The organism is Dactylosporangium cerinum, from assembly GCF_042653625.1.
In the GTDB taxonomy this organism is placed as follows: domain Bacteria; phylum Actinomycetota; class Actinomycetes; order Mycobacteriales; family Micromonosporaceae; genus Dactylosporangium; species Dactylosporangium cerinum.
The window spans coordinates 67,448-88,971 of sequence record NZ_JBHSIU010000005.1 but is presented as its reverse complement, the minus strand read 5'-3'; the positions used below and the strand labels follow the sequence as shown (position 1 = coordinate 88,971).

At 72.4% G+C, this 21,524-nt stretch carries 22 protein-coding genes; 12 read left to right on the top strand and 10 right to left on the bottom strand.

Annotated elements, in window-relative coordinates; genetic code table 11:
• Positions 1–15: 15 nt before the first annotated feature.
• Complete coding sequence (locus tag ACFPIJ_RS03810) at positions 16–1,092, top strand: branched-chain amino acid aminotransferase (protein WP_380113174.1); 1,077 nt, start codon at positions 16–18, stop codon at positions 1,090–1,092.
• Here the strand turns inward: ACFPIJ_RS03810 and ACFPIJ_RS03805 are convergent.
• The gene (locus tag ACFPIJ_RS03805) at positions 1,089–2,096 is read right to left on the bottom strand and encodes a coiled-coil domain-containing protein (RefSeq protein WP_380113173.1); all 1,008 of its coding nucleotides are present in this window, start codon (positions 2,094–2,096) and stop codon (positions 1,089–1,091) included. The two genes, ACFPIJ_RS03810 and ACFPIJ_RS03805, sit on opposite strands and share 4 nt — an antisense overlap.
• 78 nt (positions 2,097–2,174) lie before the next feature.
• Positions 2,175–2,771 carry a DedA family protein gene (locus ACFPIJ_RS03800; RefSeq protein WP_380113172.1) on the bottom strand — a complete coding sequence of 199 codons (597 nt, stop codon included), beginning with the start codon at positions 2,769–2,771 and terminating at the stop codon, positions 2,175–2,177.
• Positions 2,772–2,846: 75 nt separating this feature from the next.
• Here ACFPIJ_RS03800 and ACFPIJ_RS03795 point away from each other — a divergent pair, with 75 nt between their 5' ends.
• The 7 genes from ACFPIJ_RS03795 to ACFPIJ_RS03765 all read left to right on the top strand — a co-directional run bounded on the left by ACFPIJ_RS03795 (position 2,847) and on the right by ACFPIJ_RS03765 (position 9,717).
• Positions 2,847–4,004, top strand: coding sequence for an MFS transporter (locus ACFPIJ_RS03795; protein WP_380113171.1), 1,158 nt, complete (start codon positions 2,847–2,849; stop codon positions 4,002–4,004).
• An 80-nt stretch (positions 4,005–4,084) separates the two neighbouring features.
• Complete coding sequence (locus ACFPIJ_RS03790) at positions 4,085–4,285, top strand: hypothetical protein (RefSeq protein ID WP_380113170.1); 201 nt, start codon at positions 4,085–4,087, stop codon at positions 4,283–4,285.
• Positions 4,282–5,628, top strand: a complete 1,347-nt coding sequence (locus tag ACFPIJ_RS03785; RefSeq protein WP_380113168.1) for a hypothetical protein — start codon at positions 4,282–4,284, stop codon at positions 5,626–5,628. Before ACFPIJ_RS03790 ends, ACFPIJ_RS03785 begins: the two co-directional genes overlap by 4 nt.
• 144 nt (positions 5,629–5,772) lie before the next feature.
• Complete coding sequence (locus ACFPIJ_RS03780) at positions 5,773–6,135, top strand: response regulator (RefSeq protein WP_380113167.1); 363 nt, start codon at positions 5,773–5,775, stop codon at positions 6,133–6,135.
• Positions 6,132–8,171 carry an ATP-binding protein gene (locus ACFPIJ_RS03775; protein ID WP_380113166.1) on the top strand — a complete coding sequence of 680 codons (2,040 nt, stop codon included), beginning with the start codon at positions 6,132–6,134 and terminating at the stop codon, positions 8,169–8,171. Before ACFPIJ_RS03780 ends, ACFPIJ_RS03775 begins: the two co-directional genes overlap by 4 nt.
• A 65-nt stretch (positions 8,172–8,236) precedes the next feature.
• Positions 8,237–9,250: a hypothetical protein gene (locus ACFPIJ_RS03770; protein ID WP_380113165.1), complete on the top strand. Its 1,014-nt coding sequence runs from the start codon at positions 8,237–8,239 to the stop codon at positions 9,248–9,250.
• Between the two features lie 116 nt (positions 9,251–9,366).
• Entirely contained in the window at positions 9,367–9,717 is a 351-nt protein-coding gene (locus ACFPIJ_RS03765) for a response regulator (protein WP_380113164.1), read from the top strand.
• Here the strand turns inward: ACFPIJ_RS03765 and ACFPIJ_RS03760 are convergent, their stop codons facing one another.
• The gene (locus ACFPIJ_RS03760) at positions 9,718–10,377 is read right to left on the bottom strand and encodes a response regulator transcription factor (protein WP_380113163.1); all 660 of its coding nucleotides are present in this window, start codon (positions 10,375–10,377) and stop codon (positions 9,718–9,720) included.
• 41 nt (positions 10,378–10,418) lie between these two features.
• Between ACFPIJ_RS03760 and ACFPIJ_RS03755 the strand changes: the two genes are divergently transcribed.
• The gene (locus ACFPIJ_RS03755) at positions 10,419–12,353 is read left to right on the top strand and encodes a CHASE3 domain-containing protein (RefSeq protein WP_380113161.1); all 1,935 of its coding nucleotides are present in this window, start codon (positions 10,419–10,421) and stop codon (positions 12,351–12,353) included.
• Positions 12,354–12,490: 137 nt separating this feature from the next.
• On the top strand, positions 12,491–12,730 hold the full coding sequence (locus ACFPIJ_RS03750; protein WP_380113160.1) for a hypothetical protein: 240 nt from the start codon (positions 12,491–12,493) through the stop codon (positions 12,728–12,730).
• A gap of 23 nt (positions 12,731–12,753) precedes the next feature.
• Here the strand turns inward: ACFPIJ_RS03750 and ACFPIJ_RS03745 are convergent, their stop codons facing one another.
• The 5 genes from ACFPIJ_RS03745 to ACFPIJ_RS03725 form a co-directional block, all read right to left on the bottom strand.
• Positions 12,754–13,446 carry a hypothetical protein gene (locus ACFPIJ_RS03745; RefSeq protein ID WP_380113159.1) on the bottom strand — a complete coding sequence of 231 codons (693 nt, stop codon included), beginning with the start codon at positions 13,444–13,446 and terminating at the stop codon, positions 12,754–12,756.
• A gap of 152 nt (positions 13,447–13,598) precedes the next feature.
• On the bottom strand, positions 13,599–15,056 hold the full coding sequence (locus ACFPIJ_RS03740; RefSeq protein WP_380113158.1) for a DUF1996 domain-containing protein: 1,458 nt from the start codon (positions 15,054–15,056) through the stop codon (positions 13,599–13,601).
• A gap of 102 nt (positions 15,057–15,158) precedes the next feature.
• A complete protein-coding gene (locus tag ACFPIJ_RS03735; protein ID WP_380113156.1) occupies positions 15,159–15,992 on the bottom strand; it encodes a class II fructose-bisphosphate aldolase in 834 nt (277 codons plus the stop codon).
• Positions 15,973–16,821 (bottom strand): 1-phosphofructokinase family hexose kinase, encoded by an 849-nt coding sequence (locus tag ACFPIJ_RS03730; protein WP_380113155.1) that lies wholly within the window; start codon positions 16,819–16,821, stop codon positions 15,973–15,975. The genes ACFPIJ_RS03735 and ACFPIJ_RS03730 overlap by 20 nt, the downstream gene beginning before the upstream one ends.
• A gap of 8 nt (positions 16,822–16,829) precedes the next feature.
• Positions 16,830–17,705, bottom strand: a complete 876-nt coding sequence (locus ACFPIJ_RS03725) for an SIS domain-containing protein (RefSeq protein ID WP_380113154.1) — start codon at positions 17,703–17,705, stop codon at positions 16,830–16,832.
• A gap of 82 nt (positions 17,706–17,787) precedes the next feature.
• On the opposite strand from ACFPIJ_RS03725, the gene ACFPIJ_RS03720 reads away from it, so the two are divergent.
• Complete coding sequence (locus ACFPIJ_RS03720) at positions 17,788–18,561, top strand: DeoR/GlpR family DNA-binding transcription regulator (protein ID WP_380113153.1); 774 nt, start codon at positions 17,788–17,790, stop codon at positions 18,559–18,561.
• A 55-nt stretch (positions 18,562–18,616) separates the two neighbouring features.
• Here the strand turns inward: ACFPIJ_RS03720 and ACFPIJ_RS03715 are convergent, their stop codons facing one another.
• Together ACFPIJ_RS03715 and ACFPIJ_RS03710 are read right to left on the bottom strand one after the other, a co-directional pair.
• Positions 18,617–20,089, bottom strand: coding sequence for a hypothetical protein (locus ACFPIJ_RS03715; protein ID WP_380113151.1), 1,473 nt, complete (start codon positions 20,087–20,089; stop codon positions 18,617–18,619).
• An 8-nt stretch (positions 20,090–20,097) separates the two neighbouring features.
• Positions 20,098–20,973 carry an ATP-binding cassette domain-containing protein gene (locus tag ACFPIJ_RS03710; RefSeq protein ID WP_380113150.1) on the bottom strand — a complete coding sequence of 292 codons (876 nt, stop codon included), beginning with the start codon at positions 20,971–20,973 and terminating at the stop codon, positions 20,098–20,100.
• A 112-nt stretch (positions 20,974–21,085) separates the two neighbouring features.
• Here ACFPIJ_RS03710 and ACFPIJ_RS03705 point away from each other — a divergent pair, with 112 nt between their 5' ends.
• Positions 21,086–21,520, top strand: coding sequence for a hypothetical protein (locus tag ACFPIJ_RS03705; protein WP_380113148.1), 435 nt, complete (start codon positions 21,086–21,088; stop codon positions 21,518–21,520).
• The last annotated feature ends 4 nt before the right edge of the window (positions 21,521–21,524 follow it).

Here is a 21,524-nt window from a genome sequence, read left to right as displayed (position 1 = left end):
GCATACAGTCGCGGAATGCTTGATTTCGCAACCGTTTCCGCGCCGCGCCGCCCCGCGGCCGAGCGCGCCGCCCTGTTGAGCGACCCCGGCTTCGGTCGCGTCTTCACCGACCACATGGTCACGATCAGATACGCCGACGGCAAGGGTTGGTACGACGCCCGGCTCGAGCCGTTCGGCCCGCTCTCGCTCTCGCCGGCGACCGCCGCCCTGCATTACGGGCAGGAGATCTTCGAGGGGCTCAAGGCCTACGCGCAGCCCGGCGGCGGGGTCGCACTGTTCCGCCCCGAGGCCAACGCGCGCCGGCTCAACGTGACCGCCGAGCGCCTCGCCATGCCGCAGCTGCCCGAGGAGCTGTTCCTGCGCGCCGTCGAGCTGCTGGTCGACGCCGACCGGGACTGGGTGCCCACCCGCGACGGGCAGAGCCTCTACCTGCGCCCGTTCATGATCGCGACCGATCCGTTCCTCGGCGTCCGGCCGTCCTCGGAATACCTGTTCGCCGTCATCGCCTCGCCGGCCGGTTCCTACTTCGCCGGTGGTGCCAAGCCTGTCACCATGTGGGTCTCGCAGGAGTACTCGCGGGCCGCGCCCGGCGGCACGGGCGCGGTGAAGACCGCCGCCAACTACGCCGCCAGCCTCCGCGCCCAGGAGCAGGCCCACGCGGCGGGCTGCGACCAGGTCGTGTTCCTCGACTCGGTCGAGCGCCGCTACATCGAGGAGTCCGGCAGCAACAACCTCTTCTTCGTCTACGACGGCGAGCTGGTGACCCCGCCGCTGGGCGGCACGATCCTGCCCGGCGTCACCCGCGACTCGGTGCTGCGCCTGGCCGAGCATCAGGGGCTCACGGTGACCCAGCGCCCGTACACCTTGCAGGAGTGGCGCGACGACGCCCGTTCGGGCGCGCTCAAGGAGACCTTCGCCAGCGGCACCGGCGTCGTCATCAGCTCCATCGGCACCGCCCGCACCGCCGGCGACGAGTTCACCATCGCCGACGCGGTCGAGGGCCCGGTCACCGCCCGGATCCGCGACGCGCTCGTCGGCATCCAGCGCGGCACCGTCGAGGACCCCTTCGGCTGGCGGCGGCCGCTCTCCTAATAGACGGAGAGATGGACGTGGTTGGTGTGGTCGCTGGACGGGTCGCCGTTGCCGCCGCTGTAGGAGTGCCAGCCGGCTGCCGGGGTCCACACCTGCCGGAACCAGATGACGTAGAGCACGCCGAGCGCGCTCGCGTTGCGGACGAAGAACGCGGCCAGGTTGCCGCCGTAGACCTTGTCCCCGCCGGTCGCCACGCCGCCGAAGCCGTTGGCCGCGGCGGCGAAGTCGCACGCCCGGCCCTTCGGATGCTCATACGGGCCGGAGGGCCGGAAGCACGAGTAGTAGCGGGTGAAGCCGGCCTTCTGGGCCTCCTTCGCCGCGTGCAGGGTGCGCGGGGTGATGCAGCCGCTCGTGGTCGGGTCGTCGATGATGCAGTTCTCTTTCGGCCACGAGCCGTTGGCGTTGCGCGGGGCCGGTGTCGCCAGGGGTGAGTTGACGTTGACGTAGCCGTTGGCCCGGCCGCCCATCTTCACCAGCGCGGTCTCGGCGTCCTTCTTCTTCTTCGCCATGACGTCGGTCTGCGCCTGCTGCTGCGCGACCTCCGCGTCGACGGCCTTCTTCGTCTCGCCGAGCTCCGCCTGCAGCTTCGTGAGCCGCCCGATCTGGCGGTCGTTGTAGCGGGCGATCGTGTTGACCATCATCGTGCGCTCCATGAACGACTCGGTGGAGTCGCTCTGCAGCAGCGCCGCGGCGGTGCGCACCCCGCCGGTGCGGTAGGCGGCGCCGGCGATGACGTTGACCTCGCCGAGGATCACGTCGAGCTCGCGCTGCATCGAGTCGACCTGCGCGGTGAGCTCCGCCTGGCGTTTCTTGGAGACCTCGAGGATGCCCTGGGCGTCCAGGAAGTCGCCGTTGGCCTTGTCCAGCAGCTCACCGAGGGTCATGTTGGCGGTGCCCTCATCGGGTGCGGCGGTCGGGTCGCCGGGCGCTGCGCCGGCCGGCACCCCCCAGGCACCGATCATGACGAGCGCCACGAGGAGCGAGGCGATGATGCGCTTCCGCAACGGTGTCCCTTCCGCGGGCTGGTCAGCCGTCAGATTACCGACTGCCCTCCGGAAGTACAGGACCGAGAACGCTTACGGTCAGTTACTGACCGTAGCCATGCGCCGGGTCGTGAACAGCGCCACCCATCCGAACGTCAGGCCCAGGCCGACCGTCACGACCGTGGTCAGGCCGCCCGTCGGGAGCAGGCCCGAGAGGCGGGAGGCGGCGACGCCCAGCCCCACGTAGAGCCCGCCCCACAGGGCCGAGCCCATCGCGGCGGAGCGCAGGAACCGCACGTAGGGCATCCGCAGCCCACCCGCGGCGAGCGGCACGAGGGTGTTGAGGAACGGCAGGAACGGCGCCGTGACCAGGATCCGGGTGCCCCCGGTGCGGACCACGTGGTCGGCCTTCGCCCAGCGCTCCTCGCCGATCCAGCGGCCGAACCGGCCCTGCCGCAGCCGCTGGCCGAAGGTCCAGCCGACGAAGAAACTCAGTGACCAACCGGCCAGGCACCCTGCGATGATCCAGCCGAGGCTGCTGAACGGGTCGGCCGCGCCGACCGTGGTGAGGATGGCGACGTCGGCCGGGATCAGGATGCCGAGCAGCGGGATGGAGTCGAGCAGCATGACGAGCCCCAGCGCCAGCCCCAGCAGGGCGGCAGGGAGGCTGTACAGCGGTTCGAGCCACTCGGTCATGTGGATGACGGTATGGCTGAGCGTATAAGCGGCACATCAGGGAGCGACCCCGAGACAACCCCGAGGGGCTTCCGGATGCTTCTGGGGGCCCGCGGCATCTCGTACGCCGGCGACACCCTCAGCATGGTCGCGTTGATGCTGCACGTCGCCTCGTCGACCGGCCAGGCCCTCGCGGTCGCCGCGTTGCTGCTCGCCGGGGACTTCGTGCCGTCGCTCGTCGCGCCGTTCGCGGGAGCCCTCGCCGACCGGTTCGACCGGCGTCGGCTGATGATCGGCTGCGAACTCGTGCAGGCGCTGGCGGTCCTGGTCATCGCGCTGACCCTGCCCCCCGTGTGGCCGCTGCTGGCGCTGGTCGCCGCCCGGGCCGTCGCGGGGCAGGTCTTCCAGCCGGCGTCGCGGGCCGCCGTGCCGTCGCTGGTGCCGCCCGACGGCCTCGTCGCCGGCAACGCCCGGCTGGGCCTGGTCACCAACCTCGCCGAAGTGGCCGGACCGCTGCTGGCCGCGGCCCTGCTGCCGGGGCTGGGCACGCGGGGCGTGCTCGCCGTCGACGCGGCGTCGTTCGTGGTGTCCGCCGCGCTGCTGACCCGGCTGCCGCGCCTGGAGCCGGTGGCGCTGGAGGTCGAGTCCCTGTGGGCGGGGGCCCGCACCGGGCTGGGGTATCTGGTCCGGCACCGCACGGTGCGGATCGTCGCGCTCGGCTTCTGCGCGGTCGTGCTGTGCACCGGCGTCGACGACGTGGCGCTCGTCGTGCTGGCCAAGGAGGACCTCGGCGCGAACGACTCGGTCGCGGCGCTGCTGCTCGGCGCGGTCGGCTTCGGCCTCACCGCCGGCTATGCGCTGCTGTCGAAGGCCGGCGACCACCTCCGGATGACCGTGCTGCTCATCGCGGGCTTCGCGGTCAGCTCGGCCGGTAACCTGCTCACCGGGGCGTTCGCGCACGTCACGTGGGCCGTGGCGGCGGTGTTCGCGATGCAGGCGGGGCGCGGGCTCGGCATCGCCGCGATCGATGTGGCGAGCAACACATTGCTGCAGCGGCTCGTCCCGGACGCACTGCTGGGTCGGGTCTTCGCCAACCTGTACGGCGCGGTGGGCGCGTCCGCCGCGCTGTCCTACGTGGGCGGTGGCCTGCTGCTGGACGCCACCGACGCGCCGACGACCCTGATCGTGGCCGGCGCCGGCGGGCTGCTCGCCGCATTTGTGGCCGCCGTCGCGCTGGCCCGGCGCGTCGATTGAGGACATCGACACTTCCTTTGCTAGCGTCCCCGCTAGCAAACGGCTAGCAGGAGTGTGGGTTGGAAGCGACAGAGAACGCGGTGGCGATGCCGCCGCAGCGACCGCGATTCGAGCGTGTGCAGCTCAACACGCGGGTCCGGGTGGAGATCGAGCAGATGCTCCAGCGCTTCGTCGAAGACCACAACACCACGGTGCAGAGCTCCGTGGACCTCGCGCTGGCCGAGTTCCTCGCGGCGCGGGGCTACCCGCTGCCCGCAACGGATGACAGGAGAAGCCGGTGACTTCGCCGGGCAGCAAGCGACCTGGAATTGTCGAACTCGACGCCGACCTGCAACGCACGGTCCGCCGCACCTCATACATGCGCCAGCTGTTCTACTTCGTGGTGCTGCTGGTCGCCCTCGCCGGGCAGGTGTCCGGCGCGGTCGAGGCGCTCGGCATCCCGCTCCTGTGGGCCATCCCCGCGGTCGGCGCGCTCGAGCTGGGCGGCATCGTGGTCCTGGCCAACGCCGACGTCCGGCGCCGGCTGGGCGAGCGGGCGACCGCCTCGCGGGTGCTGTCCGCGGCCATCGCCGGCTTCGCCGTCGCCTTCAACTGGCTGGCCCACGACAACAAGCTGCTCGCCGGTTTCTTCGCCGGCATGTCGCTGCTGGGTTACCTGGTGTGGCTGATGCACACCGAGAACCAGCGCCGCGACCGGCTGCGGGCCACCGGCGACCTGCCGCCGACCACCCCGGCCTACGAGGTGGTCGGGCACTGGATCCGGCACCCGTGGCTGACCCTGCGGGCCAAGAACCTGGCGAAGGCCGACGACCGGCTCGGTCTCTACACCTCCCTCGCGGCGGCGCGCGCCGAGAAGCGCAAGGAGGTGCGGACCAAGGCGATCGCCAAGGTGCTGCACCGCAAGATCCGCGCCGCGGTCGACCCGACGACGGCCGACATCGCGGTCGCCGTCTACGACCTGGACGAGATCGCCGTGCGGCTCGCCGACGGTGCCGACTACGACGGGCTCACCGCGCTCATCGCCGCGGACCTGTCCCCGGCCCGGCTGGCATCCGACGCGCGGATCATCTCCGTGGTCGACGAGCCGGCGCGCCGACCGGCGATCACCGATGCGGTCGAGGTGCCGGTCGACGAGCAACTGACGTTGCCAGAGGTGGCTGACGTTTCCGTTGCGCCTGGTGTACCCCCAGCGCCTGCTGTGGCCTCGGCGCCCGCTGAGCCTGCCGTTCCCACCACGCCCGAACCGGCCGTCTCACCGCTCGGCGAGTGGCGGGGCGAGATCGCCGAGATCCTGCCGCCGCCGGCCCCGCGCCGGGCCCGGGGCCAGTCGAAAGTGCCCGCGCCGGATCTCGGCGAGGAGCCGACGCTGACCCCGAGCCGGGCGATCCGGGAGGGCTCGCTGCGCAGCCAGGTGCACGCCGCGCTGCACGAGCACGTGCCGGACAACGACCCCCGCGACACGATGGCGCTGACCTCGTTCGTCGGTGACCTGCTGGAGCTCAACGACGTGGAGCGGCTGACCGCGTCGAACTACGTGCGCACCTGGAAGCGCGAGGTCGACGCCGGTCGCCGCGCCTCCGTCAACGGCCGCCACCTGCAAGATGTGATCCCGACCAAGCGCTGACACTGTCTCCAGTTCCCCGGCCCGGCGGCCGCGGTTCCCGTGGGGGGTTCCCACCCCACACCCCCATGCGCCGCTTCGCGACGCACGCAGGCTCAACACGGCCCTCTGCCTGTCGATCATCACGGTGACAGGCAGGGGGCCGGTATGGCGCGGATTCTGGTCGTGGACGACGAGCAGGACGTCCTGGAACTGATCGTCAAGCGGTTGCGTGCCGACGGGCACGAGGTGCTCGCCGCCGCCAGCGGCGATGCGGCACTGGAGCAGGTCGCGCGGCACGGATTGCCGGACGGCGCGATCCTCGACGTCGATCTGCCCGGCATGGACGGCATCGACCTGCTGCTCCGGTTGCGCGAGCTTCGGGCCGACCTGCCGGCCATGTTCCTGACGGTGCTGTGGGACGGTGCGGTCGTTGCTCGCGTGCGCGACACCGGCGCGCTGTACCTGCGCAAACCGTTCACCACGGAGAGCCTCCGGACCGCGCTCGACATGGTGCTGGTGCCCGGATGATCGGCTCACTCGGGCGGACGCTGGCCTGGTCGGTGCTCTGCCTGCTGGCCACGTTCGCGGGCCGGCTGACCATCATGGACGGCACGAGCCTCAGCCTGGTCTGGCCGGCGGCGGGGGTCACCGTCCTGTGGTTCTCCATGCAGCGCCGGGCCAGGCTGCGCTGGGTCGATCCGCTGATGCTGGCGGCCATCACCCTGGTGGTGAACATGGCGACCGGCGCCCCGCTCGTCCTGGCGCTGTGGTTCGTCGCGGCCAACCTGACCCAGGTGGCCGTGTTCCTGCGGGTGCACGCCCGGCTCAGTCCGCAGCTCTGGGGGGCCGGCGGCGACGCGCCGCTGGCCCGCTCGGCCGACCTGTGGCGGCTGCTGTTCGCCACGGTGGCGGGCACGCTCGCCGGCGCCGCGATCGGGCCGCCCGCGGTCTGGCTGGTCTCCGGACACGTCTCCTGGCTGGACGCCGCCGTCTGGTTCACCCGCAACACGGTCAGCATCCTGCTGATCGCGGCGGTCGGCCTGCGGGTCGGGCACCACTGGCGCGGTGGCTGGCAGGTCCGGCGGATCCCGCCGCTGCGCCTCGCCGAGTACGCGGCGCTGATCGTGTGCTCGATCAGCGCCTACGCCATCGGCTTCGCCGCGAACCACGGCCTGCCGCTGGCGTTTCCGCTGCTCGCGGTCACGGTCTGGGCGGGGTTGCGGCTGCACACCACGTTCGTGGTCCTGCACGACCTGTGCCTGGGCAGCATCGCCGTGCTCTTCACGCTGCACGGGCAGGGGCCGTTCGCGGTGATCGAGTCGTTCCAGGCGCGGGCTCTGGTGGCGCAGGTGTTCGTCGGCATGGTCGCCATCGTCGGGCTGTCGATCGCCCTCGGCCGGGATGAGCGGGCCGAGCTGCTGCGGCAGCTCACCGACACCGGGCGGGCCGCCGCGGCGCAGGCGCAGCTGCTCACCACGATCGTCGACTCGATGAGCGACGGCGTGGCCGTGGTCCGGACCGACGGCAGCTGGGCGATGCGCAACCCCGCCTCGGTGGCGCTGCTCGGCGGCGTGACCAGCGGCACCGGCACCATCGCCGACCCCGGCCACTACGGCCTCTTCCATCCGGACGGCACCCCGCTGCCGGACGCGGACATGGCGCACACCCGGGCCCTCGCGGGCGAGGACGTGCACAACATGGAGCTGCTGGTGCGCAACAGCGGTGTGCCCGATGGCCGGATCGTGAGCGTCAGCGCGCGGCGGCTGCTGGGCGACGACGGAGTGGTGGTCGTGTTCCACGACGTGACGGCCGAGCGGCGGCAGCGCGACGAGCTCGCGTCCTTCGCCGGGGTGGTGGCGCACGATCTGCTCAACCCGCTGACCACCATCGACGGCTGGGCCGAGAACCTCGACGACACGTTGCGCGGCATGCCCGACACCGCGGCGCAGCGCGACGCCACCGACAGCCTCAGCCGGATCGTGCGCGCCTCCGGCCGCATGCGGCACCTGATCAACGATCTGCTCGCGTACACCACCACCCGCAACGCGGTCATCGCGCCGGTCGACGTCCGGTTGCGGGACCTGGTGGTGGACGTGACCACGGCGCGCGGCGACCTGGCCGCCTCGGGCGCGACGCCGGCGCCGCTGTTCGCCCTCGGCCGGCTGCACGACGTGCACGCCGACCCGGTGCTGCTGCGGCAGCTGGTCGACAACCTGATCGGCAACGCGGTGAAGTACACCGCGCCAGGGGTCGTCCCGCGGATCGAGATCTGCTCGGTGCGCATCGAGGGCGACCTGGTCCGGGTCGAGATCACCGACAACGGCATCGGCATCCCCGCGGGACAGCACGAGGCGATCTTCAACAACTTCCACCGGGCGCACCGCTCCGGCGGCTACGCCGGCACGGGACTCGGCCTGGCGATCTGCAAGCGGATCGTGGAGCGGCACGGCGGCTCGATCATCGCGACCGACAACCCGGGCGGCGGCTCCCGGTTCGTGTTCACGCTGCCGAAGGCGACCCGCCGTGAGGTAGCCCACGCCGTGAAAGCGAACGCTCGTTCTTGACGCGCCATGCGGCCGGGCGCATGCTCGACGGTAAGCGAATGAACGTTCCTTTTAGGAGAGTTCCGATGGCACCCACCGCACCTCGGTCGCCCTGGTCCCGCGTCGGCGCGATCGTGCTCCTGTTGACCGCCCTGCTCAGCCTGATCATGATCGCGTTCGCCTGGCCGGCGACCCGGTCGAGCGTCCACGACATCCCGATCGCCGTCGCCGGTCCGCCCGCCGCCACCGCGCAGATCGCCCAGCAGCTGGCGGCGAAACGCCCCGGCACGTTCGACGTCACCGTCGTGGACGGCACCGCCGCGGCCGAGCGGCTCATCCTCGACCGCGAGGTGTACGGCGCGATCGACGTCTCCAGCGGCCACCCGCAGCTGATCATCGCCTCCGCCGCCAGCCCGACCGTCGCGCAGGCCCTCCAGCAGGTGGCCCAGGCCCTGGGTGGCGCCGAGCCCGCCGTGCCGGTCCGCGACCTGGTCCCGCTGCCCGCCGACGACCCGCGCGGCGCCGGTCTGGCCGCCGGCGCGCTGCCGCTCGTCCTCGGCGGGATCGCCGCCGCCGGCCTGCTCACCAGCCTCGTCGTCGGGGTCGCCCGCCGCCTCGCCGGGGCGCTCGCCTTCTCCGTCACCGGCGCCCTCGCCCTCACCGCGATCCTGCAGTTCTGGCTCGGCTCGATCGAGGGCTCCTACTGGTTCAACTCCGGCGCCGTCGCCCTCGGCATCGCCGCCACCGCCCTGACCATCCTCGGCCTGGAGTCCCTGCTCGGCGCGGCCGGTCTGGGCCTGGGGGCGGCGACCATGATGCTGCTGGGAAACCCACTGTCGGGGCTGACCAGCGCCCCGCAGATGCTGCCGTCGGGCTGGGGCACGTTCGGCCAGTTCCTTCCCCCGGGCGCGGCGGGCTCGCTGTTGCGCAGCACGGCGTTCTTCGACGGTCACGCCGCCGCGTCGCACGTCTGGGTGCTGCTCGGCTGGGCGGCCTTCGGCCTGGCCCTCGCCGGCCTGGCGGCGGTGCGCACCTCGCGCCGCCCCGCCGCGGCTGAGCCGGCATCCGCCGAGCGACGTGCCGAGACGGCGGCCGTCTGAGACCCGCTCCGGCCCGGCTCACCCCCGCCTCCCCCGGGGGTGAGTCCGGGTCCGAGGTCTGCTCTTTCCCGCTAGCCGCAAGGTCGGCGGCGGCTACACCTGGCACCGTTCACGGTATGACGATCCGCTGCGTCATCGTTGACGACTCGGAACGCTTCCGTGTCGGTGCCAGGCGCCTGCTGACCGCACAGGGCATCTCGGTCGTCGCGGACGCGGCGAACAGCCAACAGGCGCTGCGCGCCGTGCAGGAACAGACGCCGGACGTGGTGCTGGTGGACGTCGGCCTCGGCGACGAGAGCGGGTTCGACCTCGCCGCCCTCATCGACACCAGCCCGGTCATCATGGTGTCGGCGTTCTCCGCCGAGGAGGTCGCGGACCTGCTCGCCGACAGCAAGGCCATCGGCTTCCTGCCGAAGGAGCACCTGTCCGCCGCCGCGATCAGGTGCCTGCTGACCCGGCTGCCGTGATCAGGTGCCTGCTGACGCGGCCTCGAGGAACGTGAGGACCGCCAGGACCCGGCGGTGCGTCTCGTCGGTCTCGGGCAGGTCGAGCTTCGTCAGGATCGACCGCACGTGCTTCTCGACGGTGCCCTCGGTGACCCACAGTTCCTTGGCCACACCCGCGTTGGACCGCCCCTCCGCCATCAACCCGAGGACCTCCCGCTCGCGGGGGCTCAGCACGTCGAGGGGATCCCGCCGCCGGTGTGCGGCGACCAGCTCCTGCACGACGGCCGGGTCGACCACGGTCCCGCCGTCCTGGACCCGGTGCAGCGTCTCCAGGAACTCCTCGACGTCGGTGATCCGGGTCTTGAGCAGATAGCCGATGCGCTCGCCGCTGGCCAGCAGCTCGATCGCGTGCTCCACCTCGACGAACGCCGACAGCACGAGGATCGCCACCGACGGGAACCGGGCCCTGATCTCCCGGGCCGCGGCCAGGCCCTCGTTGGTGTGCGTCGGCGGCATGCGGATGTCCACGACCGCCAGGTCCGGCCTGACCTCCTCGACCAGCCGGAGCAGGTGCGCTCCGTCGTCGGCGATCCCGGTCACGGCATACCCGTGCCGATCCAGGAGGCTGGCGAGCCCCTCCCGGAGCAGTACGTCATCGTCGGCAACTACCACAGATGTCATCAAAGCCAACATATCCCCGCTTAACCGGGTAGGACACCCCCATGCACGGGGGGTTGACGCTCCGCCTAGGGGTGACGTGCGCGCTGTTCACACTGCTGATCAGCACCGCGTTCGCAGCCATCCTGCTGTCCGTCTACCAGCTGCGGGAGTCCGTGCTTGCGGTGTCGAAGGCCGAGCGGGCGGTCTCGGCGGCGACCACCCTCGAGCGGCTCCTGCTGGACGTGGAGGCGGGCCGGCGGGGGTTCGCGCTCGCCCGTGACCCGGCGCTGCTGGTGCCGTGGAAGGCGGCGCAGGAGCAGATCCCGGCCCGGCAGGAGGAGCTCACGGCGGCCGTTGCCGACGATCCCGCACAGGCCGACCGGATCGCCCAGATCAACGTGGAGATCACCGATTACCTCGACGACTACGCCGACCCCTCCATCGCGCTGGAGGAGGGCGCGGTGCCGAAGAACATCAACGCCGAGTCGATCCGCGCCGGCCAGCGGCAGATCTCCGACCTGCGCCAGCAGTTCGACGACTTCGCCAACGCGCAGCGCACCACGGTCGAACGCGCCCGGCGGGACGCGATGATCGCCGGCCAGCGGGCCTTCGTCGCGGGGATCGCCGGCTTCGCCACCTCGTTGATCGGCGTCGCCATCCTGACCCGGTCGCTCGCCGTGATGGTGGCCCGCCCCCTGCACCGGCTGGTGTCCGCCGCCGACAAGGTCGCCAACGGCGACCTGAGCGTCCGCGTCGCCACCGACGGCCCGGTGGAGATCGGCAGCATGCAGCGCACGTTCAACTCGATGGTCGGCGTGCTGGAGCAGAGCCGCGACACGCTCAGCGCGATCGCCGCCGAACAGGCGGCACTGCGCCGGGTGGCGACCGTCGCGGCCAAGGGGAAGCCGGCGGAGGCCGTGTTCGGCGCGGTGACCGAGGAGGCCGGCAAGCTCTTCGGCGCGGACGCCACGGCCCTGCTCCGCTTCGAACCCGACGGCGGCGGCACCGTCGTGGCCAGCTGGTGCTGGGACGTCTCGCACCGCATCTCGCTGGGCAAGGTCAACCTGGAGAACCAGGGCCTCGCCGGGCAGGTCCTGCGCTCCGGCAAGCCGATCCGCCTCGAAGGACCCAAGAGCGCGGACTTCCTCGGCCATGAGTTCGGCGACCTGTCGATCCGCTCCGCGATCGGCGCGCCGGTCCTCGTCGCCGGGCGGACCTGGGGCGTGCTGAAGGCCCTGTCGACCCGCTCCCACCCGCTGCTGCAGCACGACGCCGCCCGGGCCGCGGAGTTCACCGACCTCATCGCCAGCGCGATCGCCAACTCGCAGGCCCGCGCCGACCTGACCGCGTCCCGGGCCAGGGTCGTCGCCGCGACCGACGAGAGCCGCCGCCGGATCGAGCGCGACCTGCACGACGGCACCCAGCAGCGGCTGATCGCCCTGCTGCTGCAGCTGCGGGCGACCGAGACGCAGGTCCAGGACGGGTTGCAGGACCGGCTGCGCACGATGGGCACCGACCTGGCCGAGGCCATCGACGAGCTGCGCGAGCTGGCCCGCGGCATCCATCCGTCGATCCTGTCCGAGGGCGGCCTGGTCCCGGCGATCAAGTCGCTCGGCCGCAGGTCACCGATACCGGTGGAGGTCCGCCTCGCGCTGCCCTCCCGCCTCGACACGAAGATCGAGATCGGGGTCTACTACGTCGTCGCCGAGGCGCTGACCAACGCCATCCGGCACGCTCACGCGAAGCTCATCTGCGTCCGCGCGGCGATCATGGAGGCGCCCGGCGGCGATCCGCCGGCGGGCCTGCTCGAGGTCTCGATCGAGGACGACGGGGTCGGCGGCGCCGATCCGCAGACCGGCACCGGCCTGATCGGCCTCGGTGACCGGGTCGCCGCGCTCGGCGGCACGATGCACATCGCCAGCCGGCCGGGCCGGGGCACCCGGCTCGACATCAGGATCCCGCTGGTGGACGCACCCGACGAGGGTGATGCCGGTTGAGACGCCGGTGGCGGCCAGCCGGTATATCCGGGTCGGGAAACCCGCAGTGCCGGACGCATGCTGGCGCAGATGCCCCGCACCCTCACCCGAGCGACGGTGGACAGGACACCAACGACCTCTGTGAGAGGTGAGCCACAATGACGACCTGCCTGGTGGACCCGGTCCTGTGCATGGCCCTGTTCGTCTCCGACACCCCCAACCACGCCGATCTCGACGACGCGACGGTTCGCGCCACCGTCGACCGGACGCTCGACCGGCTCGGCCCGGACGAGTGCTACGCCCGCGCCGCCGAGGTCTTCGGCGACCGGCCAGAGGTCGCGCTGGACCGCATCCAGTGGGCCCGCACGCTGTGCAGCCGGGCCCTCGCCCCGGTCTGACCCTCCCTCTCTCTTCCGACCGGTCAGTTCGTGGCCGGTGGCTGGCCACCCTGCTGGCCGCCGCCGTTGGCCTGGTTGAGCGTGGAGTCGGTGATCGTGGTGGCAGTCGCGGCCTCGCCGCTGAGTGTGCCGACCACGGTCACGGTGTCACCGACCTTCACGTCGCCGATCGCGCCGCCGCCGCCGACCGTCGTCGAAGACGTGACCGCGAACGTCGTGGCGTGCCCGTCGGCGCTCTTCGCGGTGATCGACGAGGCGCTGACCGCGGTGACCGTCCCGGTCTGCATGCGCCTGGTGACGGTGCCGCCGTTGCCGTCGGACGCGACGAAGTCCCCGTAGAGCACCCCGGCGAGGCCGTTCGCCCCACGGCCCATGCCTCCGCCCGTACCCCCGCCACCCATGCCACCCGCAGCACCCTGGCCGCCGCCCGGCGCCCCCTGTGCGCCCTGGGCCCCCTGCACCCCGGTCTGCTGGCTGGTGGACGCGCCGTTGTCGCCGGCCGCCCTGATCACCGCGAACCCGCCACCGCCGATGATCAGCACCGCGACCGCTCCGACGATGGCGGTCTTCAACCTCGACGACCTGCCCGGCGCTTGAACTGTCGGCGCGCCGTTTTGAACAGGTGCCACGCTCGGTTCGGTCAGGTGGGGCACCGGCGTGCCGTTGACGGCGACCGGCTCGGCCCAGACCGGCGTGGTCTGCTCGGTGTTGTTCATGTTGTCGCTCCCGCGGTCGGTCGGCCCGCTCCGGGAGGGCCGCTGGAAGCAACTGTCGTGGCCGTGCCTGCCAGCAACGTCCGCTGAACTTGGCAGCCGGCTGTGAAAAGGCCACCCGTGGCGGCGGGTGGCCTTTCCGATCGCGCGGCGGTCTAGAAGTTGCCCGCCGAGTTGCACTTGTAGCCCTGGTCGAGGCAGTCCCGGACCCGCCGGGCCAGCTCCTCGGGCTCCCAAGCGTTGAAGAAGTCCGCGTGCATCGAGTACCCGTTGCCGGAGGAGAGCGTGATCCCGGTCGTGTTGGTGTTCAGCGGGTAGGCGATCACGAAGGACACCGAGGGGATCGGCACCGGGTGCGACTTCGGGCAGGCGCCGGTGTAGTCGCCGTTGGCCATGTGGTCCTTGTGGTTGGGGCTGTCCAGGTGCACGCCGTCCCAGCAGTCGGGGAACGTGATCTGGCGGACCAGCTCGGCCGTCGGGGCGCAGACCGGGTACTCACCGTCCGGGGTGCGGCCGGTCGAGCCGCCGATGCCCGCGCACCAGAAGTGGTTGCCCTGCTTGTCGGGCGTGTCCGTCTGGGTCTTCGCGTCACCGGCGATCATGCGCAGGCCGAACGGGAACGGCTGGGTCTTGCTCGGGTCCTTCAGGCGCGATCCGTAGTAGATGGTCACCGCGCCCTTGGGGTCGACGACCTTGCCGTTCTGATACAGCGTCGGGATCCAGTAGGCCGAGTGGTCGCCGGCCGGGTTGCACGTCGTCGCCCCGGCGAACAGGCTCTCGGCGGTCGAGGCGGCATCGGTGGTCTTGTTGCCGAAGAACGTGTGGTTGTGCGCGGCGCCGGCCAGGCCCGGGAAGACGATCGGGTCGTCGTTGTTGTGGTGGCTGACCGTGCACTGCGCGTTGAACTCGGGGACCTTCACCGGGTTGTTGGTGATCGGCTTGGGCTTGCGGGCGAAGAACGCGGCGGTGTCGGCGGCCTGCTTCGCCGCGTCGACGGTCGGCCAGCCGGTCTGCGGCGCCGGCGGCGCGCTCGTCGGCGCCTTGGTGCCCCCGGCCGAAGCGGTCGGGGAGCCCGGGATCGTCGCGGTCGGGGTCCGCTTGAACTGCAGCCAGTTGATGTTGATGAAGTCGCCGGCCTGGTTGCTCTTCAGCACGACGAAGACGGTCTGCGGGCCGGTCAGCGCGGTCGGGCTGACGGCGGTCTTGGTGGTCCACGTCTGCCAGCCGCCGGTGTAGTTCACCGGGTAGCTGGCGAGCAGCTCGCCGGTCTGGGAGCCGGCGTGCAGCTCGACGGTGCCGCCGGCGCGGCTGGCCGCGGCGACGCGGACGCTGGCGGTCAGGGGGCCGCTGCTGCCGAGGTCGATGGCGTCGTAGCGCATCCAGTCACCGTTGGCGAGCCAGCCGACGTTCTTGCCACCGCCGGTGTCGCCGGTGTTCTCGGTCTTCGCGCCGGACTGGCCGCTCCACGCCTCGGCCTGGATGAGGCCGGCGGTGTCGGACTGTTCGGCGCCCGCGCTGGTGGTGACGATGACGGTCGTCGCGACCGCGCCGACGACCGGCACGGCGAGCAGTGCGAGCAAGGTACGGCGTCTGGTCTGCCGTTGGGTCGGCATGAGCCCTCCGGGGAAAAGTTGGGGCAGGCACCGAGACGGTAGACAGTGAGAGAGCGCTCTCTCAAGGGTTCCCCGGAGATCTAAGTCGAACGTAAAGGTGGCCTAAAGCTCGGTCACCACCCGCAGCGAACGCGTCACCGTGTCCGCCATCGCGGCCCTGGCGGCCTTCAGGTACTTGCGCGGGTCGACCACCGCCGGGTCGCCGAGGGTGGCCCGGATCGCATCGGTGAACGCGATGTTCAGCGCCGTGCCGATGTTGATTTTCACGAGCCCGCCCCGGACCGCCGCGCGGAGCTCGCCGTCCGGCAGTCCCGACGAACCGTGCAGCACCAGCGGCACCGGCACCGCTGTGTTGAGCCGCGCGATGAGGTCGTGGTCGAGGGACGCCGTCCGGGTCGTCATCGCGTGGCTCGACCCGACCGCGACCGCGAGGGCGTCGACGCCGGTCGCCTCGACATACGCCGCCGCCTCCCCCGGGTCTGTCCGCGCGCCCGGGGCGTGGGCGCCGTCCTTGCCGCCGACCTCGCCGAGCTCGCTCTCCACCCAGATCCCGGCCGCGTGCCCGCGCCGGACCGCGTCCGCCGTCGCTCGGACATTGTCCGCGAACGGCAGCCGCGACGCGTCGTACATCGCCGAGCCGAACCCGTGCGCCGCGGCCAGGTCGAACAGCTCGTCGCTCTCCACGTGGTCCAGGTGCAGCCCCACGGCCACCGCCGACAGCTCCGCGACCCGCCGCGCCGCCGCCGCGATCGGGCCGAGCCGCCCACCGTGGAACTTCACCGCGTTCTGGCTGATCTGCAGCACCACCGGCCGGCCCGCCGCCTCCGCCCCGGCGACGATCGCCTCGGCGTGCTCGACGGTGATGACGTTGAACGCGCCGACGCCGACCCCCGCCACCCGTGCGGCCTCGACGATCTCACCCGTGGGGCTGAACATGGACCCGTTCCCTCGTTGCTCGGTAGTGGTTGATGTCGATCTCGCCGGCGACCGGTGCTTTGACCGCAGCCGCGGCCAGGGCCACCGCGTCCGCGAGCAGTGCCGGCCACGGCGTGCCGTCGCGCAGGCCGCGGGCGAGCGCCGCCGCGCACGCGTCGCCTGCGCCGGTCGGGTTGCCGGTCACCACCTCGGGCGGCGCCGCCCGCCACGACCCCTGCGGCGTCCGGGCGATCAGCCCTTCCGGCCCGTGCGACTCGACGACCGCCGCCGTCGGGCTCTGCAGTGCGGCGAGTTCCTGGGCGTTGGGCTTGACCACGTCCGGCCCGGCCGCCGCGCCCCGCTCGAGTGCCGCACCGCTGGTGTCGAGGACGCTGCGGCAGTGGTGCCGCCGAGCCAGCCGGATCAGCACCGCATAGGCGTCGTCCGGAAGTCCCTGCGGCAGTGACCCCGACAGCACGACCACCTCGGCGTCCTGCACCAGCGCGACGTAGTTCGCCTGGAACGCGGCCCACTCCACATCGGTCACGACCGGTCCCGGCTCCCACAGCCCGGTCGCGTCCGTGCGGTCGACGACCGTCACGGTCCGCCGGGTCTCCCCGCCGATCGGGGTGAAGCTGTGCGGGGTGCGGATCTTCGCCTGGACGACGGCGCCCGTCGCCCCGCCGAGCAGCCCGGTCGCCAGGACCGGCTCGCCGAGCGCGTGCAGCACCGCGGCGACGTTGAGCCCCTTGCCGCCGGCCCGCTCCGCCACCCGCCGGACGCGGTGCGTGGCGTGCGGCACCAGCGCGTCCACGGTGTACGTGAGGTCCAGCGCGGGATTCAGCGTCACCGTGACGATCATGGCTGGGTCAGGATCACGGAACGGGTCAGCAGCCTCGGCCGGTCCGGGTCGAGCCCCTTGTGCTCCGCGAGCGCGACGGCGAACCGCTGCGCGAGGACGAGCTGGGCCAGGGGGTCGAGGCCGTTGCGGACCGGGGTCGCCCCCGCGCCGCGGATCGGCTCGTCCAGCGACTCCGGCACCGCGCCGAACGCCCAGACCAGGCTCCGCGCCCCGGCCACGGCGACCGGTCCGTGCCGGTAGTCCATCGCCGGGTACGACTCCGACCAGGCCTGGGCCGCCTCGCGGACCTTCAGCGCCGCCTCGTGCGCCAGCCCCACGGTCCAGCCGGTGCCGAGGAACACCAGGTGCTCGGTCTTCCCGGTGTCGCCGGGGAGGTCCGCGGCCAGGGCCGCCTCGCCGTCGGCGACCAGGTGCGACAGGTCCTCCCCGTACGCCCGGCGCGCCACCGCCAGCAGCGTGGTCGGGAACCTCGTCTGCACGACGCTGCGCTCGTCGGCGAAGTCCAGCAGGATCCGCTCCTCGACGAGCTGGTCGACCGGCTCGCCGTCCACCGCGGTGATCGCCACCCGGTGCGTGCCCTCCGGGATCTGCCGCAGCGCGTCGAGCACCTCCGTCGACGTGCCCGACCTGGTGATCGCGATGACCCGGTCATACCGGCGGCGCGGCACGAACTCCGACGCGCACACGGCGTCGGTCTCGCCGAAGCCGGCCGACTCCCGCAGCTCGGCCAGGCTCTGCGCCATGAACCACGACGTGCCGCAGCCCAGCACCAGCACCCGCTCCCCGGGCGCGACGAGCGCGGCACCGTCGACGCTTGCGGCCCGCGCCCACGTCTCGGGCTGGCTGGCGATCTCGTTCGCGGTGTCCGTCATGCCACCAGGGTTGCGCGATTCCTGCGCGCCTCACAAGCTATCTTGCTCAAGTGGACATTCTGAACTGCGCGTTTGGCTGCTTGTGAGCCGCCGCCGCGCCGATCGCGTCTCCGCGATCCTGACCCGCGTCTCGGGCGACGGCTCGATCGACGCCGGCTCGCTGGCCGCCGAGTTCGGCGTCTCGGCCGCGACCATCCGCCGCGACCTGCAGACCCTGGAAGACCAGAAGCTGCTCGCCCGCACCCACGGCGGCGCGGTCGCGGCCTCGCCGTCCCACATCGAGCTCCCGGTCCGCTACCGCACCGGCCGGCACCGCGAGGCCAAGGCGGCGATCGCGCGGCTGGCCTTCGACCTGCTCCCGCACGGCCCGCTGACCCTGGGCCTCACCGGCGGCACGACGACCCACCTGCTGGCCAGGCTGCTCGCCACCCGCGTCGACCTGACCGTCGTCACCAACGCGGTCAACATCGCCGCCGAACTGGCGCTGCTTCCCCGCCTCAAACTGATCATGACCGGCGGGGTGACCCGCACGCAGTCCTACGAGCTGGTCGGCCCCATCGCCGACCGCACCCTCAACGGGCTGCACCTGCAGGTCGCCGTGATCGGCGTCGACGGCGTCTCCGCGGCCGGCGGCCTCACCACCCACGACGACATCGAGGCCAACACCAACGCCACCATGCTCCGCCGCGCCGCCCACGTCATCGTCGTCGCCGACGGCTCGAAGATCGGCCGCAACTGCCTGGCCACGATCGCGCCGCTGACCTCGGTCGCGGTCCTCGTCACCGACCCCACCGCCGACCCCGCCGAGCTGGCGGCGATCCGCCTCGCGGGCGTCACCGTCGTGAGTTCCTCGTGATCCGGAAGACCCTGGGCACCCCTGACTACACAAGGTCTTCCGGATCACGGGAACCTCAGCGGCGGGCGTGGCGCAGCCGCGTCACGCCGAAGGCGAGCGCGAACAGCGCCACCGCCGCGCCGGCGACCGCTGCGGGTGGCGGGCCACCGGACGGCAGCGCCCCCATGAAGTCCAGGGCTGCGACGTCGTTGATCAGCATGTACCAGAGCACGGTGTAGAGCGCCTGGAAGGTGCGTGGCACGCCGGTGAGCGTGCCGAGCGCGAGTGCCAGCGCCGGGATGAACAGGGCGCCGGCGGTCCACGCAGCGAGGCCGGGCAGGTCGGCGCCGGCCAGCATCCGGACGGCGGGGAGGGCTCCGATGGCGGCGGCGACGAGCACCCCGGCGGCCCACTCGGCAACGAGGCGCCGGCGTGGAGCGGGATACGCCGCGAGGATCGCCGCCGTCTCGTCGCGGGTCCCGAGGCGGGACCAGAGCAGCACCGGCCAGATCCACACGACGGCGAGCACCGGGCCGGGCGGCGCGGCGAGACCCGCGACCGCGAGCACCGCCGCGCCGGCCCACCACCACCATGGCGTGCCCCGGACCAGGATCAGCACCTCGGCGGCGAGCAGCCGCCCGGTCGCGGACCCGGCGACGGCCGCGGTCGGTGGCAGTCCCCGGTAGACGGTGTGCGGCTCCGGCAGTGACCGGGCGGTGGAGCGGGCGGCGACGTCGAAGCGGTGGAACCACAGCGCCGGCAGCAGCGCGACGGCCACCGCAAGGAGGGTCAGCGCGACCCGCCCCGCGACGAAGCCGGCGTCCAGTGGCAGCCCGGACCATTCGAAGGTCCGCAGTGGACGGTCGACGTACATGAGACCCAGCCCGAACGTGTCGGCCGTCGCCGGCATCGTCCCGGCCAGCTGGCCGACGCCGATGCCGCCCAGCGGTGCCGACGCCGACTGACCGCCGATCGCGCCGGCCATCCACACGAAGCACCACAGCATGTTGCCGAACCCGGAGCGCAGCACCGGGGTCGTCTCGAACAGCAGCGCCGCGGCGGCGGTCACGGCGAGCATCGGCAGCGCCAGGAACACGAACGGCGCCATCAGCCCGACCGGGTCGACGGTGCGGGACTCGCCCCGCAGCAGCTGCAGCACCAGCGCGGTCACCGCGAGGACCCCGGCCATCGAGCCGAGCACCAGCAGGTTGCTGGTGAACTTGCCGGCCAGGTACACCGGCGTGCGCAGCGGGCCGGCGGCGAGCAGCTGGCCGACGCCGGTGCGCACGTCGCGCGCCACGGCGTCGCGGACCAGGTAGAACCCGACGAACGTGAGCCACAGCGCGCTGGTCAGGGCGGTCACCAGGCCGACGTACGCGCTGGTGTAGAGGCCGCGGTACCCACCGGCGTCGAGCACCACCCAGCGCGCGTCGGTGGGCGGCACCGCCAGCCAGCCCAGGCCGACCGCCGAGATCAGCATCACCAGGTACGCGGGCCGGCGCACCCGCTCGCGGAAGTCCGCGACGGTGAGCCCCCACCAGGCCGTCACGCCGGCCTTCATGTCGTGGCCCGGGTGCGGTGCACGACGGCGAGGTAGGCGTCCTCCAGGTCCGGCGGGACCGGGGTCGCGTCCGGCGCCGGCCGGTGCGCGGCCAGGACCCGCACCCGGACCTGCTCGGCGGTGCGGACGAGGCGGGTCACCGGCAGGCGCCGCTGCAGGGCGGCCAGCTCGGCCGGCGGCACGGTCAGCTCCCAGACGTGCCCGGCGACGCCGCGCTGGAGCTCGGCGGGTTCACCGTCGAACCGGATCCGGCCGCCGGTGACGACCACGATGCGGGTCGCGACCGACTCGACGTCGGAGACGACGTGCGTCGACAGCAGCACCGACCGGTCCGCGGACAGGTCGCTCAGCAGGTTGCGGAACCGCACCCGCTCCTCCGGGTCGAGACCCGCGGTCGGCTCGTCCACGACGATGATCCGCGGGTCCGCGAGGAGCGCCTGCGCGATCCCGACCCGCCGCAGCATGCCGCCGGAGTATCCGCCGAGGGGCCGCTTCGCGGCGTGCGTGAGGTTGACCAGCTCGAGCAGCTCGCCGACGCGCGCCCGGGCGGAGCGTCCCGCCAGCCCGCGGACGGCGGCCAGGTAGCTGAGGAACTCGTGCCCGGTGAGGTGCGGGTACACGCCGAAGTCCTGCGGGAGGTACCCGAGCGCCCGGCGCAGCGGGCCCGGCCTGGCCACCGCGTCGCCGCCGGCGAAGCGCACCTGCCCGCCGGTCGGCCGGGTGACCGTCGCCGCGATGCGCAGCAGCGAGGACTTCCCGGCCCCGTTGGGCCCGAGCAGCCCCACGAGACCCGGCCCGAGCCGCAGCGTCAGCCCGTCGACGGCGCGCTTGTGCCCCTTGTAGACCTTCGTGATGTCGATCAGTTCCAGCATCGTTCGAGCGTCCCGACTGCCACCGCGGCGCACATCTGCCGAACGGCAGATTCCGGGCCCCCATGGCCGCCGGAGATGTCGTAGCCTGTTGCCCTTCACGGGAGGAACCACCATGTCAACATCGGCTCAGCAGCAACAGCAGGCTGCCCAGCTCACCCCCTGCCGCTTCTGCAACAACGTCCCCACCGCCAAGACCAAGTTCCGCGGTCACCGGGGCATGATCATCGTGATGCAGTTCCGCCACGTCGACGGCCCGTTCTGCCGGGACTGCGGCATGGCCACGTTCCGCGAGATGACCTCGAAGACCCTCATCCAGGGTTGGTACGGCTACATCTCGTTCCTGATCACGCCGTTCATCGTGCTGTGGAACATCATCAACCGGGGCAAGGTCGCCAGGCTCGCCCCGCCGCAGCCCTCGCCGTTCGGCGGCGCCCGCCAGCCGATGGACCCGGGCCCCCGGCTGCTGGCCCGCCCGATCAGCATCATCGGGCTGTGCATCCCGTTTCTCCTGATCATCGCGTTGGTGATCATCGTCAACCTCGGCTGATACG